Source organism: Pelomonas nitida, assembly GCF_043555975.1.
Classification (GTDB): domain Bacteria; phylum Pseudomonadota; class Gammaproteobacteria; order Burkholderiales; family Burkholderiaceae_C; genus Pelomonas; species Pelomonas nitida.
On the sequence record NZ_JBIGIA010000004.1, the window covers coordinates 297,551 to 314,316 of the forward strand.

Annotated in this window: 10 protein-coding genes; 5 read left to right on the forward strand and 5 right to left on the reverse strand. The window is 69.1% G+C overall.

Annotation, left to right across the window (positions count from 1 at the left end; all coding sequences use genetic code 11):
* Positions 1-10: 10 nt before the first annotated feature.
* Together ACG00X_RS07295 and ACG00X_RS07300 are read left to right on the forward strand one after the other, a co-directional pair.
* Positions 11-2,659, forward strand: coding sequence for a circularly permuted type 2 ATP-grasp protein (locus ACG00X_RS07295; RefSeq protein WP_394487402.1), 2,649 nt, complete (start codon positions 11-13; stop codon positions 2,657-2,659).
* A complete protein-coding gene (locus ACG00X_RS07300; protein ID WP_394487403.1) occupies positions 2,656-3,591 on the forward strand; it encodes a transglutaminase family protein in 936 nt (311 codons plus the stop codon). Before ACG00X_RS07295 ends, ACG00X_RS07300 begins: the two co-directional genes overlap by 4 nt.
* A 66-nt stretch (positions 3,592-3,657) precedes the next feature.
* Here ACG00X_RS07300 and ACG00X_RS07305 read toward each other — a convergent pair whose 3' ends face one another.
* On the reverse strand, positions 3,658-6,222 hold the full coding sequence (locus ACG00X_RS07305; protein ID WP_394487404.1) for a S8 family peptidase: 2,565 nt from the start codon (positions 6,220-6,222) through the stop codon (positions 3,658-3,660).
* Between the two features lie 157 nt (positions 6,223-6,379).
* A complete protein-coding gene (locus ACG00X_RS07310) occupies positions 6,380-7,513 on the reverse strand; it encodes an ABC transporter substrate-binding protein (RefSeq protein ID WP_394487405.1) in 1,134 nt (377 codons plus the stop codon).
* A gap of 190 nt (positions 7,514-7,703) precedes the next feature.
* Between ACG00X_RS07310 and ACG00X_RS07315 the strand changes: the two genes are divergently transcribed.
* Together ACG00X_RS07315 and ACG00X_RS07320 are read left to right on the forward strand one after the other, a co-directional pair.
* Positions 7,704-8,249: a DinB family protein gene (locus ACG00X_RS07315; RefSeq protein ID WP_394487406.1), complete on the forward strand. Its 546-nt coding sequence runs from the start codon at positions 7,704-7,706 to the stop codon at positions 8,247-8,249.
* Positions 8,250-8,439: 190 nt separating this feature from the next.
* Positions 8,440-9,057, forward strand: coding sequence for a hypothetical protein (locus tag ACG00X_RS07320; protein ID WP_394487407.1), 618 nt, complete (start codon positions 8,440-8,442; stop codon positions 9,055-9,057).
* A 30-nt stretch (positions 9,058-9,087) separates the two neighbouring features.
* On the opposite strand, the gene ACG00X_RS07325 is transcribed toward ACG00X_RS07320, so the two are convergent.
* Positions 9,088-12,699 carry an indolepyruvate ferredoxin oxidoreductase family protein gene (locus ACG00X_RS07325; RefSeq protein ID WP_394487408.1) on the reverse strand — a complete coding sequence of 1,204 codons (3,612 nt, stop codon included), beginning with the start codon at positions 12,697-12,699 and terminating at the stop codon, positions 9,088-9,090.
* 114 nt (positions 12,700-12,813) lie between these two features.
* On the opposite strand from ACG00X_RS07325, the gene ACG00X_RS07330 reads away from it, so the two are divergent.
* Complete coding sequence (locus ACG00X_RS07330) at positions 12,814-13,284, forward strand: Lrp/AsnC family transcriptional regulator (protein ID WP_394487409.1); 471 nt, start codon at positions 12,814-12,816, stop codon at positions 13,282-13,284.
* A gap of 32 nt (positions 13,285-13,316) precedes the next feature.
* On the opposite strand, the gene ccsB is transcribed toward ACG00X_RS07330, so the two are convergent.
* Together ccsB and ACG00X_RS07340 are read right to left on the reverse strand one after the other, a co-directional pair.
* Positions 13,317-14,666 carry a c-type cytochrome biogenesis protein CcsB gene (ccsB, locus tag ACG00X_RS07335; protein WP_394487410.1) on the reverse strand — a complete coding sequence of 450 codons (1,350 nt, stop codon included), beginning with the start codon at positions 14,664-14,666 and terminating at the stop codon, positions 13,317-13,319.
* Entirely contained in the window at positions 14,663-16,741 is a 2,079-nt protein-coding gene (locus tag ACG00X_RS07340) for a cytochrome c biogenesis protein ResB (protein ID WP_394487411.1), read from the reverse strand. Before ACG00X_RS07340 ends, ccsB begins: the two co-directional genes overlap by 4 nt.
* Positions 16,742-16,766: the final 25 nt, after the last annotated feature.

Here is a 16,766-nt window from a genome sequence, read left to right on the forward strand (position 1 = left end):
ATTCCTCTTCATGCCCGAGCTCACGCCCAGCCAGTGGAGCCTGCTCCCCGATGAGCCGGAGGCTCCCGCCGCGCCCGATCCGCTGGCGCAGGCCGCGTCCAGCGCGCTGCGCAGCCGTGACGGCCATTTCTACGAGCTGACGGGCCAGGTCAATCGCCCCGGCGAGCCGCAGGCCGGGCCCGCGCTGCGCTGGCAACGCTTCTTTGAAGCCGGCGGCGCGGTGGGCTGGCAGGAGCTGTCGGCCAAGGCGCTGCGCGTGCAGCGCCGCGTGCTGGAAGATGGCGCGAGCTACAACGTGCACAGCGACGGCCCGCCGTTGCCCGGCCAGGGCGGCCTGGAGGCGGCTCCGCTGGCGCGCCACTGGCCGCTGGAACTGCTGCCCATGCTCATCGATCCGGATGAGTGGCGCCACATCGAGGCCGGTGCCATCCAGCGCGCGCGGCTGCTCGATGCCGTGATGGCCGACATCTACGGCGAGCGCCGCCTGCTGCGCGACGGGCTGCTGCCCGCATCGCTCGTGCTGGCCGACCCGCAATACCTGCGGGCCATGCACGGCAGCCGCCCGCCGGGGGGCGTGCACCTGCATGTGCAGGCCTTCGACCTCACGCGCTGCGCCGACGGCCACTGGTGGGTGGTCGGGCAGCGCACGCAGGCGCCGTCGGGCCTGGGCTATGTGCTCGAGAACCGCCTCATCATCGCGCAGCAGTTCCCCGAGGCCTTCCGCCAGATGGCCGTGCAGCGGCTGGCGGCGAGCTACCGCGACTTCATCCAGGCGCTGACCAAGCTCTCGCCCGCCGGCGAGCGCAGCCGCGTCGCGCTGCTGACGCCGGGGCCGCGCAACGAGACCTATTTCGAGCAGGCCTTCCTGGCGCGCTACCTGGGCATCACGCTGGTGGAAGGCGCTGACCTGACCGTGCGTGGCGACAAGGTCTACCTGAAGACGCTGGCGGGCCTGGAGCGCGTGCATGTGCTGCTGCGCCGTGTCGACGACACCTGGCTGGACCCGCTGGAACTGCGGCCCGACTCCATCCTCGGCGTGCCGGGCTTGCTGCAGGCAGCGCGCGCCGGCGAGGTTGTCATTGCCAACGTGCCAGGGGCCGGCTGGCTGGAAAGCCCCGGCCTCACGGCCTTCTGGCCCGGTGTGGCCGAGGCCTTGTTTGGCGAGAAGCTGGTGTTGCCCGCGATCCAGAGCTGGTGGTGCGGCGAGGAGAGCGCCTGGCAGACGCTGCGCCCCCGCCTGGCGGAATTCGTCGTCGTGCCCACCTTCTCGGCCAGCCCCACGACGCTGAGCTTCAACCCCGTCGTCGCGGCCGAGCTCGACGCCACCGGGCTGCAGGCGCTGGCCGCACGCATCGATGCCAACCCCACCGCCTACACACTGCAGGCGCGTGTCAAACCGACCAAGCAGCCGGTGTGGGTGCGCGGCGCGCTGGAGCCGCGCGTGGCCGTGCTGCGCGTGTACGTCATGACGGACGGGCAGGGCGGCTGGACCGTGCTGCCCGGCGGGCTGGCGCGCGTGGCGCCGCGCCGCGACCCGCTGGCCGATGCGTGGCTGTCCATCCAGCGCGGGTCGCTGAGCGCCGACACCTGGGTCATGACGGATGGCGAGGTGGACCCCACCACGCTGCTGCCGCAACCCCTGCAGGCCACCGACCTGCGCGACGTGCACTGGACGGTGACCAGCCGCGCCGCCGAGAACCTGTTCTGGCTGGGCCGCTACACCGAGCGTGCCGAGAACAGTGCGCGCCTGGCGCGGCATGTCATCGAGGCCAGCGTCATGGTGCAGCGCGGTGCCATGCCGCCGCCCATGCTGCCGCTGCTGGACGCCCTGGCGCGCCGCCACGGCCTCGTGGGTGGCAACGCGCCCCGCGCGGCGGATGACCCGCGGGGCTTCGAGCGCGCGCTGCTGGCCGCGCTGTTGCCGACATCCGGCATCAGCAGCGTCGGCTGGAACCTGCGGGCGCTGCAGGGCTGCGCGCAGTCGCTGCGCGAGCGGCTGTCGCCCGAAACCTGGCATCTGATCCACGAGACCGCCGCGCAGTTCGAGACGCAACTGCGCGCCGTGCTCGACCGTTCGGGCAGTGCCGTGCCGCTGACCGACGTGTTGAATGTGCTGGGGCGGGTGGACACGCATCTCGCGGCCATCACCGGCGCACAGACCGACCGCATGACCCGTGACGACGGCTGGCGGCTGCTGTCCATCGGCCGGCAGATCGAGCGGCTGTCCTTTCACGCCGACGTGCTGGCGGAGTCCTTCGAGCAAGGCCTGGCGCTCAGCGAGGACGGCTTCGCGCTGCTGCTGGGCGTGTTCGATTCCACCATCACCTACCGCGCGCAGTTCCAGGCCCGGCGCGAGGCGCCGCCGCTGCTGCATCTGCTGGTGCACAACACCGACAACCCGCGCTCGCTGGCCTGGGTGGCGCGCACGCTGAGGGAGCGGTTCGCCAAGCTGGCTCGCCATGACCCGGGCTGGGCTGCCGAGATCGCGGCCGACCTTCCGGTGCCTGACGCCTGGCCGCTGGCCGAGCTCGCGGCGCCCGGGCCTGCACTGGTCCAGCACCTGCGGCGTGCCGCGTTGCAGGCGGGCGAGCTGTCCAGCCTCATCAGCCAGCGCTATTTCGCGCATGTCATCGGCGCCGAACAACGGGTGTGGCAATGAGCGTGCGCCTCGCCGTCCATCACGTCACCGAGTACACGTACGACGACTCGGTGGAATGGGCCCACCACGCCGCCTGCCTGGCGCCGCAGGACACGCCCTGGCAGCACGTCAGTGGCTGGCGGCTGGACATCGACCCGCTGCCCGATGGCTGGGGCGTCGAGGGCCTGGAGCTGGACGCCGCCGAGCTGGCGCGTCATCTGCGCCGCGACCCCTGGGGCAACCGTCACCTGAGCTTTGGCCATGCGCGGGTTCACGAGAAGCTGGTCGTGGACAGCCGGTTCATCGCCGAACTGACGGATCGCCCGGCGCCCGACGCCGAGCGCGGGCCCAGTTGGGAGGCCGTGGCGCGCAGCCTGCGCTACCGCGCCGGCCGGCCGCTGCAGGAGGCCGACGAATTCGCGCTGGCGTCCACCTACGCCGCGCCCGACGACGCGCTGGCCGCCTATGGCCGCCGAGCTTTCCCGCCCGGCCGCGTGCTGGCCGCCGGAGGGCTGGCGTTGATGAGCCAGATCCACGCCGACCTGCGCTACCTGCCTCAGAGCACGACGGTGGCGACGCGCGCGTCCGACGCGCTCGCGCAGCGCAGCGGCGTGTGCCAGGACTTCGCCCATGTCTTCATCGCCGCCTGCCGCTCGCTGGGGCTGGCGGCGCGCTATGTGTCGGGCTATTTGCTGACGCGCCCGCCGCTGGGGGCTCCGAAGCTGGTGGGTGCCGATGCGTCGCATGCCTGGGCCGAGATCTGGTGCCCGGAGCAGGGCTGGCTGGCGCTGGACCCGACCAACGACGTGCCTGCCGGGCTGGACCACGTCACGCTGGCCTGGGGCCGCGACTACGCCGATGTGGCGCCACTGCGCGGGGTGCTGCGTGGTGGCGGCGTGGCGACCTTGAAGGTGGCGGTGACGGTGGAGCCCATCGAGCCACCGGCGCCCTGAGCCTTGCCGACGCAGCGGCGGCCGGGGCGACCGCCGCTGTCCGGGCCTTGCCGGCCCGTGCCGTCGTCAGCGACGGGCCGGCGCGGCCGCGGCGGGCTGGCGCGGCTTCTGGCGGCGCGCTGCGGTGCCGAGCAGGCCGGCCGACAGGGCCAGGCCCAGCAGCCACAGCACCGACATCGCGCCGCCGCCGCTGTCCGAATTGCTGCTGGTGGAGCCGGTGGTGCTGGTCGTGCCGGCCGTGGTGACCGTGATGGTCTGCGACTTGGAGGCCTGCGCGCCGCTGCTGTCGGTCAGCGTCAGCTGCACGGTGAAGCTGCCGGCCGCGCTGGTCGTCACGGTCGCCGTCTGGCCCGTCGTGCTGCCACTGAACGCAGCGATGCCGCTGCCGCTGGTGAGGCTCCACTGATAACCCGTCAGCGTGCGGCCGCTCGGTGCGCTGGAGCCGGTGCTGCCCAGCGTCACGTTGCTGCCTGCCGTCACGGTCGTTGCCGACGCGCTGATGCTGGCGGTGGGCGCGAGCGCCGTCACGGTGACCGTGCTGCTGGCGCTGCTGGTCTGGCCCAGCGAGTCGGTCACGGTCAGCGTGACGGTGAACGTGCCGCTGCCGCTGCCCAGCGTCGACACCGTGGCGGACGACGTGTTCGTCGCCGTCGTGAACGTGGCGAGATTGCTGGCGGGCGCCACCGTCCACTGGTAGCTGGCGATGGACAGGCCCGTGGCCGGCTTGCTGCCGCTGCCGTCGAAGCTGACGGCCGTGCCGGCCGCCACCGCGGTGGCCGACGCAACGATCGTCACGGTCGGCGCGGCCGGCGCGGTGACGGTGAGGGTCTGCGTCTTGGTGGCCTGCGTGCCGGCGCTGTCGGTGATGACGAGCTGCACCGTCACGCTGCCGGGGGCGCTGGTCTTGAGGCTGGCCGTGGCCGTGTTGGTCGAGCCGCTGAAGCTCGCGAAGCCGGCGCCGCTGGTGATGCTCCAGGCGTAGCTGGCGATGGTGCGGCTGCCGGTGGCGGTGGAGGCGCTGCCGTCCAGCGTGATGGTGCTGCCGGCCGTCACGGTCGTGGCGCTCGCGCTGATGCTGGCGGTCGGGGTGGCCGTGCCGGCCGCAGCGGCCACGGCCGCGCCGACGTCCAGCATGCCGGCGCCGCAGGTGGAGGTGGTGCAGTAGCACTCGTCCTGCGCCGTGCTGGTGGGCGCCTTGCAGGCGGGGATGGTGCTGCCCGCCGGCTGCGCGGGGAAGCTGCGCGCGCTGGATTGCAGCAGCGACTTGATCTGCGCGGGCTTGAGCGTCGGGTTGACGGACAGCATGAGGGCTGCCGCGCCCGCCACCATCGGCGTTGCGAAGCTGGTGCCCACCGAGTAGTTGGTGCTGTTGCTGTAGGTGTTGGTGCCTGCCAGCGTGGTGCCGGTGTTCGTGGCGGTCAGGATGGGGTAGAGGCAGGCACCGGTCGCATTCACGCAGTTGCCGCCTGGCGCGGCAATGCTGACCTCGGGGCCGATGTTGGAGAAGCCGACCTTGGTGCCGACATGGCGCAAGCCTGCCACGGCGATGACGCCCGTGCAGTTGGCCGGCACGCCGACGGGCAGGCCTTCTTCGTTGCCGGCGGCGACGACGATGGTGACGCCGGCGGCGATGAGCTGGTTGATGGCGTCCTGGTAGGCCGACGTGCAAACGCCGGTGCCGCCCAGGCTGAGGTTGAGCACCTTGGCCGGGTTGGGGTTCTTCGTGGGCGTGCTGGACACGCCACCGGCCCACAGCATGCCGGCAATGATGTCGGAGTCGTAGCCACCGCACTTGCCGAGCACGCGCACCGGCAGGATCTTCACGTCGTAGCCCACCGAGGCCATGCCGACGCCGTTGTTGGTCTGCGCGCCGATGATGCTGGAGGTCTGCGTGCCGTGCCAGCTGCTGCTGGTGGCTTTTTCGCCGGTGCCGCATTGGTCGGCGATGGTGTAGTCGCCCGGGTCGGTGGCGTCCGCTTCACGGCCGCCGCCGTCACCAGCGGTGGCCGTGTCGGCGATGAAGTCGTAGCCGGGCAGCAGCTTGTTGATGAGGTCCGGGTGGTTCGTCAGCACACCGGTGTCGATGTCTGCGACGACGATGCTGCTGGAACCTGTGGTCAGGCTCCATGCGCCGACCGCGTTGATGGCGGCGACCAGCGTCGAATCGGCTGGTTGCAAATACCACTGCCCGGCGGCGAGCGCGGCCGCGGAACTGGCCGGCAGCAGCGGGTCGTTGGGCAGGGCCAGCGCGTGGCGGCGAACGTCCGGCACGGCGTACTCGACGTCGGCATCCTGGGCGAGCTTGGCGGCCAGCGCGGCGGACGTCATGCCCTTGCTGCCGTGGATGACCTGGCTGCGCGCATCGATCATGTGGCCGTCGCGCAGGCCCAGGCCTTGGCGCCCGGCCAGCGTGGCGGCCTGCTGCGGCCCGCGGTCACCGCGGGCGCTCGCGATCCGCATCAGCGGGCCCAGCGCCTTGTACTTGACGATGACGCGGGGTTCGTCGGTGTCGGTGTCGGTGGATGTCGCTGCGCGCGCGGGCATGGCCCCCAGCACGAGGGCCAGCAGGGCGATCGTCGCGATGAGCGCGAGCAGGACGGGGAAGCAGGTGCTTGGAGAAAGGCGGCGCACGGGAGACTCCGGGGCGTGATGGCCGCCATGCTCAGGCAAAGCGGTATCTGTGTTGATGCCGCTTTGTGTCAGCGTCGATACAAGACGTTTCAGCGACAGGATCTTGTTGGGCCTGGCGCGTCATACCGCACGCCCGCGAGAGGCGTGCGGTGGGAGGTCAGCGCTTGACCTTGCCGTCGCTGGTCAGCATCGACAGCTCGACGAAGCTCGAGCCGTTGTGCTTGTTGGGGCCGAAGTTCAGCCGGTAGCCGCGCGCGTCGTAGCCGGACAGGCCTTCCAGAGCCGCGATCAGGGCGTCACGATTGAGCTTGCCGCCCAGGCGGCGCAGGGCGTCCACCATGACGCGGGCCGCGACATAGCCTTCCATGCTGCCGTAGTTCGGTTCCGCCTTGGGGTCCACCTTCTGCAAGGCTTGCTGGTAGTCGTTGACGAGGCCCGCCGTGGCGCCGAAGGGCGACGGCATGACCTGCGAGACGACGATGCCGGCGGCGTCCTTGCCGAGCTCGTCGGCCAGGGCCTGGGTGCCGACGAACGACACGTTGTAGAACTGGCCGAAATAGCCGCCCTTGCGCATTTCGCGGATGAACGCGGCGCAGCTCTTGTAGGCGCTGATCTGCACGACGGCGTCAGGCTGCACGGCTGCGATCGTCTTGACGGCAGCGGCCACGTCGACGCTGTTGCGCTCCACGGTGGCGACGGCCGTGGGTTGCAGGCCGCGCTTTTCCAGCGCGCGCTGCACGCCCTTGAGGCCGGCCTGACCGTAGGAGTCGTTCTGGTGGAAGATGGCGATCTTCTTCAGGTCCAGCTGCGTGAGCTGCTTGACGATGAGTTCGGTCTCGTCGTAGTACGACGCGCGGACGTGGAAGACCAGCTTGTTGAAGGGATCGCGCAGCACTTCGGCGCCCGTGAACGGTGCGACGAAGGGAATCTTGGCGGAGTTGACCAACGGCAGCGCGGCCACCGACGTGGGCGTGCCGACGTAGCCGAACAGGGCGAACACGTCGTCCTGGATGAACTTCTCGGTGTTGGCCTTGCAGCGCGCTGGGTCGTAGCCGTCGTCCAGCGTCTTGAGCACGATGGGCATGCCGCCAACGCCGCCAGCCGAATTGACGGCTTCGAAATAGGCCTTGGCGCCGAGTTGCATTTGCAGGCCCAGTTGTGCAGCGGGGCCCGTCAGCGGCGCGGACTGGCCGAGCACGATGGCGCGGCGTTCTTGGGCCCTGGCGGTCAACGCCATCGGCAGCGTCAGGCTGGCGAGGGCGAGCTGGTGAAAGCGTCTACGGTTTTGCATCCCCGAATCATCGGTGCAGATAAGGGTTTTCGCTGTGAACAAATTCAATGTCCTGTTACATCCGCGCGCAAAAACCTGCCCATATTGTTAGAAAACATTTCACGCGCTTGTCAGCGCGCCGCGCATTGGTGCATGGGAGCGCTCACGGCGGAAAGCCGCCGGCGCAGGCGGCAGGCCCACAATCACCCGCATGAACCTGTTCCTGACCCAGGCTCGCGCCAATCGCCTCGCCAACCGGCGCCTGCTGGCGGCTGTCGCCAAGTTGGCGGAGGGCGAATTCCATGCGCCGCGCACGGGGTTCTTCCCGAGCCTCGCGGCGACGCTGAACCATGCGCTGAACGTGGATCACTACTACATCGCGGCCTTGCACGGCGATGTGCAGATGCGGCAGGTCTGGGCGAGCTACCAGCCGGCGGCGAGCGCCGCGGAGCTGGCTGCGCGCCAGGCCGCCAGCGATGAGCGCCTGATCGCGTTCTGCGCCGGGCTGGCTCCGGCCGATGACGAACGCATCATCGCGTTCGATCGCGGTGCCGGCATCGAGCACGGCCCGCGCGAGCCGCTGGGCCGGGTGCTGGGCCATCTCTTCATGCACCAGACCCATCATCGTGGTCAGGCTCACGCGATGCTCTCCGGCACGTCCGTCAAGCCGCCGCAGCTGGATGACTTCATGCTGCTGGGCGACGCGGTGCATCGGGGCGAAGACATGTTGGGCCTGGGGTGGCGCGAGCCGGTGTAGGAGCCCCGCCGCGCGTGCTTCATGGCATTCGCGTGTCCTCGCCTGGTCCCGACCTGTGATGCCTGGTTGTCTCGTTGATCACCCAACTAAGGGGTGGTTAGCAGAGGCGGGCCGGGATGCGCCGAAACCTGTAGAGAATGGCCGCCGCAGCACAGGCTGCCAAGAAAGTCATCTAACACAGGGAGTTTTGATGTCGACACATTTCGTTCGGAACTGGATCGCCGCAGCAGCGTTGGTCGGGGCGGCTGGCGCCGCGGGCGCGACCACTTATGACGCATCGTCTTATCCGTTTTCGTACAGGGGCGTGACAGGTGCATCCATCCAGGTCACCTCGTCGGTCGTTGGTACGTTTGATACCTCCGCTGAGATCCTGCAGTTTCTCAACGGTACGAGCTTCAGTGCCGTGCTGACCAACGCGAGCGGCGCGCTGGTCACGTTGGACAACAGCAATGCAGCGTGGTCGTTGAGCTATACCGGTACAGGTGCCTCCGCCGTGCTGGACGCAGATGGTGGCCGGCTCAAATTGGGGCTGTTCACGCCGGACGAATACAGCGGCGTTGCGCTGATGCTCAAGTCTGCAGATGGCCGATCGGTCTTCCAGATGCGCCAAGAGAACAACGTCACTGACTATGCGTTCGTGAACTTCTCGTACGACGCGATGTTCACCGCAAGCGCTGTCCAGCGGTACAACGAGGCGTTTGCGCTTTGGGCCACAGCTGTAGCACCGGTGCCGGAGGTTTCGTCCAGCCTGTTGTTCGCCGTCAGCTTGCCGCTGGTCGGGTTGGTCGTGAGGCGCCGTCGGCGGTGAGCGGTCGGCGAGGGGGGCGACGATTCCTCCTCACAGCTCCGCCACGCCCTTGACCCGCGCTGGCATTGCCACGGGCTGCGCCGTCACCTCGGCGGCGCGGCCATGGAAGCGATCCAGCAGGGTGCGCCACTGCCGCTTCACGGCGACGACGTTGGCGTCCTTCACATGGCCGTAGCCGCGAATCGTTTCGGGCAGGCGGGCGAGGTCGACGGCGGTGGCCAGGTTGTCGGCCGTCAATGACGCCACCAGTTCCTCGATGAGCTGTTCGTAGTCGGCGATCAGCTGGCGCTCCATGCGGCGCTCGGTGGTCTTGCCGAAGACGTCCAGCGGGCCGCCGCGCAAGCCCTTGAGCCGGGCCAGCCACCTGAAGGCGGTGAAGGTCCAGCGGCCCATCGCGATCTTCTTGACGCGGCCGTCGGGGCCGGGCCGCGCGAGCAGCGGCGGGGCGAGGTGGAAGGTCAGCGAGGACCAGTTCTCGAACTGTTCCTTCATCGCGGCTTCGAAACGGCCGTCGGTGTAGAGCCGCGCCACCTCGTACTCGTCCTTGATGGCCAGCAGCTTGGCGTAGTAGCGCGCCACCGCCTGCGTCAGGCGCTGGCCCTTGCCGAGTGGCGTTTCAGCAGCGCGCACGCGGGCCACCAGCGTGCGGTAGCGCTGCGCGTAGGCGGCGTTCTGGTAGTCGGTCAGGAAGCGTGCGCGCCGCTCGATCAGGCCGTCAGGCCCGTCGAGCTGGTCGAAGTTGAAGAGCTTCACGACGTTGACGTTGCCGGCCAGTCGGGCGATGGCATCGGGCGCGGCAATGGCGAGACGCCCCAGTGCGAAGGCCGTCTTGTTGGCCTCCACGGCCACGCCGTTGAGCTCGATGGCGCGCATCAGCGCGGCCTCGCCGACGGGCACCAGCCCGCGCTGCCAGCAGGCGCCCAGCATGACGATGTTGCTGGGCAGCGTGTCGCCCAGCAGGCGCTGCGCGATGTCTTGCGCATCCACCGTCTCGAGCACGCCCTGCTCGCCCACGGCGAAGGCCATCTTGGCCAGCAGCGACGGCGCCTGCAGCGAGGCGTCCGGGTTGCGCACGAAGCCGGCGGTGGGCAGCTCGTGCGTGTTGGCGAGGATGAGCGTGCGGCCGGCTTTCACGGTGCCGAGCGCGTCCGGGCTCGCGCCGACGACCATGTCGCAGGCCAGCAGCACGTCGGCCTGCTGTGTGTCGATGCGCACCTGGTTCAGCAGGTCCAGCGTCGGCGCCACGCGCACGAAGGACAGTACCGCGCCACCCTTCTGCGCAAAGCCCATGAAGTCCAGCACCGAGGCCTGCTTGCCTTCGAGATGGGCCGCCATCGTCACCAGCGCGCCGACGGTGACGACGCCGGTGCCGCCGACCCCGGTGACTAGCATGTCGAACGGCCCGGTCCAGTTCCACGCAGCCGGTGGCTGGATCGCTGCGATCTCACGCGCCAGGTCTTGCGCCGTGTAGCGCGCGCCGGCCCGCTTCTTCAGCACGGGGTCGTGCACGGAGACGAAGCTGGGGCAGAAGCCGTTCACACAGCTGAAGTCCTTGTTGCAGCTGCTCTGCTCGATGGCGCGCTTGCGTCCCCAGTCGGTCTCGACCGGCACGACGCTCAGGCAGTTCGACGCGACACCGCAGTCACCGCAGCCCTCGCAGACGGCCTCGTTGATGAATATGCGCTTCGGCGGGTCCGCTGCAACGCGGCCCCCCACGTCGCCTTCGGCGCCTGCTCCCCCGAGGGGGGCGCCGCCCGAGCTTGGGGCGGCCCGGCGCTCGGTAGCGCCCTTCTTGCGGCGGCGGCGCTTCTCTGCCGCGCAGGTCTGGTCGTAGATCAGCACCGTCACGCCTTCGATGTCCCGCAGTTCGCGCTGAACGGCATCCAGCGCGCTGCGGTCGTGGAAGGTCGTGCCGGCTGGGAACAGGCCATGATGGCCGTCGTATTTGGCGATGTCGTCGGACACGACCACCAGCTTCTTCACGCCCTCGGCCTCCACCTGCCGCGCGATCTGCGGCACGCTGGTCTGGCCGTCCACCGGCTGGCCGCCGGTCATCGCGACGGCGTCGTTATACAAAATCTTGTACGTGATGTTGGCCCGGGCCGCGATGGCCTGGCGGATGGCCAGATAGCCCGAGTGGTAGTAGGTGCCGTCGCCGAGGTTCTGGAAGACGTGCTTCTCCTTCGTGAAGCGCGAGTGCGCCGCCCAGTCCACGCCCTCGGCGCCCATCTGGATGAGGCCGGAGGTGCCGCGGTCCATCCAGCTCGCCATGAAGTGACAGCCGATGCCGGCCAGCGCCCGGGAGCCTTCGGGCAGCTTGGTCGACGTGTTGTGCGGGCAGCCGGAGCAGAAATAGGGCTGGCGGCGCACGCCGTCGGCAGCGTTGGAGAGCAGACAGGGCGTCAGGAAATCGACGACGAGGTGGCGGCGGTCCAGCGCGGGGTTCAGGCGCGCCAGCCAGTCGGCCACGGTGCCCATGAGGCGGCTGGGTCGCAGTTCGCCCAAGGCGCTCAGCACCGGCGCGCCGTGCTCGTCGGTCTTGCCGACGACGCGCGGGCGCTGGAAGTCCGGCAGGTGGTAGAGCAGCTCCTTGATCTGTCGCTCGACGACGGGACCCTTCTCCTCGATGACGAGCACGTCGGTCAGGTTGCTGCAGAACTCGACGATGCGCGTGGGCTCCAGCGGATAGACCAGCCCGACCTTGTAGACGCGCACGCCGGCCGCGGCCAGCGCGTTGGGGTCCAGGTCCAGCCGGCGCAGCACCTCCATGAAGTCGTAATGCGCCTTGCCGACCGTCACGATGCCCAAAGTGGCGGCGGGGCTCGTCACGATGTGCTTGTCGATGCTGTTGACGCGGGCGAAGGCCTTCACAGCGTCGAGCTTGTGCGCGAGCCGCGACTCCAGCTCCAGCGACGGCAGGTCGACCGCGCGGATGTGCAGATTGGTGGGCGCGTGGTGATCGACCGGCTGCGTGAAATCCAGCGGCACCGCGTCCAGGTCCACCGTCATGCCGCTCTCGACGACCTCCGAGATGGCCTTGAAGCCCACCCACGCGCCCGAGAAGCGCGACAGCGCCCAGCCGTACAGGCCGAACTCCAGGTACTCGGCCACGTTGGCCGGGTGGACGAGCGGCATGCTCCAGGCCTGCAGCGCCTGGTCGCTCTGGTGCGGTGTGCTGCTGGACACGCAGCCGTGGTCGTCGCCGCACACCACCAGCACGCCGCCCAGCGGACTCGTGCCGTAGACGTTGCCGTGCTTGAGCGCGTCGCCGGAGCGATCAACCCCTGGCCCCTTGCCGTACCACAGGGCAAACACACCATCCACCGTGCGCTGCGGGTCCAGCGCCACGCGCTGCACGCCCAGGCAGGCCGTGGCGGCCAGGTCTTCGTTGATGGCCGGCAGAAACTCGACGCGGGCCGCATCGAGGAACTTCTTGGCCTTCCACAGCTGCTGGTCCACCATGCCCAGCGGGCTGCCGCGGTAGCCCGAGACGAAGCCGGCGGTGTTGAGCCCGGCGCGCTCGTCCAGCTGCTTCTGCGCCAGCAGCAGCCGTACCAGCGCCTGCGTGCCGGTGAGGAACACTGCGCCGTGGTCGGCCGCGAGGTTGTCGCTGAGCTGGTAGGGGCGCAGAGTGTCGGTCATCGCGGGAGCCTTGGTTGGGGGCGGAAATTCTTCCTCGCGAGCGGCGGATGAACTTGCCTCAATGCCGGCGCCAAGGTGGGCGGATGAGATGATTCAACTCAAAATATGGCGAATATGGAAACGAATCAACTCGACCGGGCCAGTCTGCAGATCCTGGAGGCGCTGCAGGCGGATGCGCGCTTGTCCACGCAGGCGCTGGCGGAGCAGGTGGGGCTGTCTGCGACGCCGGTCTGGCGGCGCGTGAAGGAGCTCGAGGAGCGCGGCGTGATTCGCGGCCAGGTGGTGCTGGTGGACCGCGAGAAGGTCGGCCTGTCCATCCTCGTGCTGGCCCATGTGAGCCTGGTGCGCCACAGCGAGGGCGCGGTCGAGCAGCTGGAGCGGTTGGTCGCCACGCGGCGCGAAATCATCGAGTGCCACGCCATCACCGGCGAGGCCGACTATGTGCTGAAGGTCGTCGCGGCGGACATGAAGGCCTACGACCAGTTCCTGCAGCAGCACATCTTCAAGCTGCCCGGTGTGGCCAGCGTGCGCAGCAACGTGGTGCTGCGCGAGGTGAAGTACGAGACGGCGCTGCCGGTGGGCTGAGGCCGCGCTGCAGCCACCGGCGCGCCGGCGCGTCAGAGCGTGCCGTAGCTGTGCAGGCCCGACAGGAACATGTTCACGCCGAGGAAGGCGAAGGTCGTCACCAGCAGCCCCACCAGCGCCCACCAGGCGGAGGCCTGGCCGCGCAGGCCCTTCATCAGCCGCATGTGCAGCCAGGCCGCGTAGTTCAGCCAGACGATGAGCGCCCAGGTTTCCTTGGGGTCCCAGCTCCAGTAGCCCCCCCAGGCCTCGGCCGCCCAGAAGGCGCCGAGGATGGTCGCGATCGTGAAGAACGCGAAGCCCAGCGCGATGGCCTTGTACATGAGGTCGTCGAGCTGCGGCAGCTCGGGCAGGCGGGCCGTCAGGCGCGGGCGCAGCACGATCGCCACCGCCAGGAACACCGCGACGCCGCCGATCTTGCGCGCCCAGCCGTCCAGGCCGGTGATCGTGGCGGCATCCAGGCCGGCGCCGAAGCGCACGGCCACGATGACCGCGATGATGCCCAGCGGCATGCCGACGAGGCCGGTCCACAGCGCGCGAGATGTCGCCGTCTTCAGCAGATAGGCCAGCGCCACCATGGCCGCGAGCGCAAAGCTGCCGTAGCCGACGAAGTTGGCGGGCACGTGGATCTTCATCCACCAGCTCTGCAGCGCCGGCACCAGCGGCTGGATTTCCTGCGCCTCGCGAGCGACCGTGTACCAGAGCAGGAAGGTCACGGCGACGCTGACGACCAGCATCACGTAGGCGCCCAGCGAGCGGGTGGCGAAGCGCTGCTCGTAGTACAGGTGGAACAGCGTCGTTAGCCAGCAGAACAGCACGAACACCTCGTAGAGGTTGCTGACGGGGATGTGGCCGATGTCCGGGCCGATCTGGTGGCTTTCGTACCAGCGCACCAGCGTGCCGATCAATGCCATCGCCACGCCGCCCCAGGCCAGCTTGGAGCCGACGACCTCGGCCATGCTGTTGCGGCCGGCGCGGGCGAAGAAGCCCCCCCAGTAGAAGAGGGTGCTCATGTAGAACAGCAGGCTCATCCACAGGATGGCGCTCTGGCTGGACAGCAGGTATTTAAGCCAGAAGGTCTGCTCGCCGGCAGCCAGGTCGGCGCCGAAGCCGTCGGTGTTGCGCGCGTACAGGCCGATGGCCAGCAGCGTGGCCGCCCCCGACGCCACGCACAGCAGGCGCAGCGGGCGCCAGAACCAGCCCAGCGCGATCAAGGCCGGCACGGCGCACAACAGGATGCCCTGCTCGTAGCCGTTCATGCTGGCCTGGTAGCGGCTGAAGGCATAGCCGCCGCCGAGCAGCACCAGCGCGGCGAAGGCCCAGTCCAGCGTGTCGCGGCGCTGCAGCATGTGGCGGCGCGGCAAGTCGAAGGTGGTGGTGTTCATGATGTTTCCTTCAGGACGGCTGCCTTCAACTGCGTGAACAGGGCGGCGTTATCGGGCGATTCGCGCGTGCTGGACATGGCCATGCGCACGTGCGAGCTGGCGGTGTCGGCGCTGGGCGCGATCCACACCCACAGCCGGCGCTCCTTGATGTAGAGCATGGCGAACACGCCGACGATGAGCAGAACGGCGCCCAGGTAGACCAGCTTCTGGCCCGGTGCGCGGGCGACCTGGAACACGCTGGCCTGGACCTGGTCGAAGCTCTCCAGCTGCAGCAGCGTGTGCGAGGGGTAGTAGAGGCTGTCCGACAGCGAGATGACGGCCTGCGTCATGAAGGACTGCGCGGCCTTGTCGACGTTGGCGGGCGGCAGGCCGGCGTTGGCGCGTGCGATCTGGTGCAGCTCGAACAGGCTGCCGTTGAGGATGCGCAGCAGCACTTCGGTCACGCGTTGCCGGTCCGCTTCGGGCACGTCGCGGTCGACGAACTGCGACAGCGCGGGCAGGCCGCCCTTGATGTCGTCGCCCGGGTTGGCGCCGGCGCCGGCGAACAGCGTCAGCGTCCGCAGGGCGGTTTTCTCCAGTTGCTCGTGCATGTGGGGCTGGTCGGGTGGCGTGGCCGACTTGGCATAGGCACTGGCGGCGGCCTTGCGCAGCAGCGGCTCGGCGAGCGCCTGGCGCAGGCGCAGCCAGCCGTCGAGGGCGCCGTTCTCGTCGGCCGGCATGCGCAGGTAGCGGAAGTTGTCGGCGGGGGACTCGCGCATGCCGGCGAGGAACACGCGCTGGCCGTCCAGCTCCACCGGGAGCATGTAGTTGTTGTATTCGCGGGCCTGCCCCGCCGCGTCGCGCAGCTTGTAGCTGAAGCTCGGCCCCACGTTGTGCAGCACCTTCTCACTGGCGGTCTTGGCGCCGCTGCCCAGGTGCTTGCTGAAGCGTTCGCCAAGATCGACCTTGCGCACGTCGGCGCCGCTGGCATTGGCGGTGTCGCCGCTCAGGTTTTCAACGTTGATGACGCGCAGGCCGTCGAGTTCGAGCACCTGGTCGCCGAAGGCGAGGCGGTTGCCCACGCGGCCTTCGATCTTCGACGGCGCGCCGCCGTCCAGCGGCAACACCTTGAGCTGCAACTGGCTGCCGCCGTCCTCGAAGCTGCTCTGGAAGATGGCAATCCCGTCGTGGATGACCGGCTCGTTCACCTTGACGGTCGCCTCGCGCCGCGTGTCGCCGTCATGGATGACGATGTCGCTGGCAAAGCTCTTGGGCATGCCGGTCGGGTAGTAGTCGACCTTGAATGCCTTGAGCTCGATGTCGAATGGCAGGTCCTGCAGCACAACGCCGCTGGGCAGGCCCAGCGTCGCAATGCCCTGGCGTTGGTGTTCCGGCACGGAGACATTGCCGCGGAAGCTGGGGTTGGCGGCGCTGAGCCGGTATTGCGGGCCGATGTCGCGAATGAAGCCCGATCCGGTGAAGACTTCCTTGCCCTGCGCCAACATGGCCAGGCGCACCATCGCGTTGCCGTCCAGCACGCCGCCGATGAGGATGAGCACGATGGCCGAGTGCGCCGCCAGGTAGCCGATCTTGTTCGTCGCGCCACGGCGGGCGGCGATCATCGTGCCGTTCTCGCGCTGCTGCACGCGCGCCTTCCAGCCCAGGGCCGTCAGCACGTTGCCGATTTCCACGAGTGCCATCGCCGGGTTGCTCGGCACCTCGCCGATGGCCTTGTGATGATGGGCTTGCAGCGACTGCTCGCGCACGCCTTCCTTGTAGCTCTTCAGGTCCGCAATGATCTTGGGCGCGTTGCGGGCGATGCACAGGCTGGTGGAGATCACCAGGAACGCCAGGATGACCAGGAACCAGGGGGCGCTGTAGACCGTGTAGAGGCCGAGTTGCCCAAACACCTCGGCCCAGAAGGGGCCGAACTGGTTGACGTAGTTGCCCATGGGCTCGCCCTGGCGCAGCACGGTGCCGATGATGGCCGAGATGCAGATCACGCAAAGCAGCGCGATCGCGAAGCGCATGGACGCGAGCAGGTCCAGCAGCTCTCGGGCGGCGGACGGGCGGGGGGCGGCGGAGACAGAAGACATCAGGCTCGGGAGTGTCGGCCAACAA

What these genes read in the sequence shown, in the direction of transcription:
- ACG00X_RS07295 (WP_394487402.1), top strand. Translation starts at nt 11, where the DNA reads ATGCCCGAGCTCACGCCCAGCCAGTGGAGCCTGCTCCCCGATGAGCCG.
- ACG00X_RS07300 (WP_394487403.1), top strand. Translation starts at nt 2,656, where the DNA reads ATGAGCGTGCGCCTCGCCGTCCATCACGTCACCGAGTACACGTACGAC.
- ACG00X_RS07310 (WP_394487405.1), bottom strand. Translation starts at nt 7,513, where the DNA reads ATGCAAAACCGTAGACGCTTTCACCAGCTCGCCCTCGCCAGCCTGACG.
- ACG00X_RS07315 (WP_394487406.1), top strand. Translation starts at nt 7,704, where the DNA reads ATGAACCTGTTCCTGACCCAGGCTCGCGCCAATCGCCTCGCCAACCGG.
- ACG00X_RS07320 (WP_394487407.1), top strand. Translation starts at nt 8,440, where the DNA reads ATGTCGACACATTTCGTTCGGAACTGGATCGCCGCAGCAGCGTTGGTC.
- ACG00X_RS07325 (WP_394487408.1), bottom strand. Translation starts at nt 12,699, where the DNA reads ATGACCGACACTCTGCGCCCCTACCAGCTCAGCGACAACCTCGCGGCC.
- ACG00X_RS07330 (WP_394487409.1), top strand. Translation starts at nt 12,814, where the DNA reads ATGGAAACGAATCAACTCGACCGGGCCAGTCTGCAGATCCTGGAGGCG.
- ccsB (WP_394487410.1), bottom strand. Translation starts at nt 14,666, where the DNA reads ATGAACACCACCACCTTCGACTTGCCGCGCCGCCACATGCTGCAGCGC.
- ACG00X_RS07340 (WP_394487411.1), bottom strand. Translation starts at nt 16,741, where the DNA reads ATGTCTTCTGTCTCCGCCGCCCCCCGCCCGTCCGCCGCCCGAGAGCTG.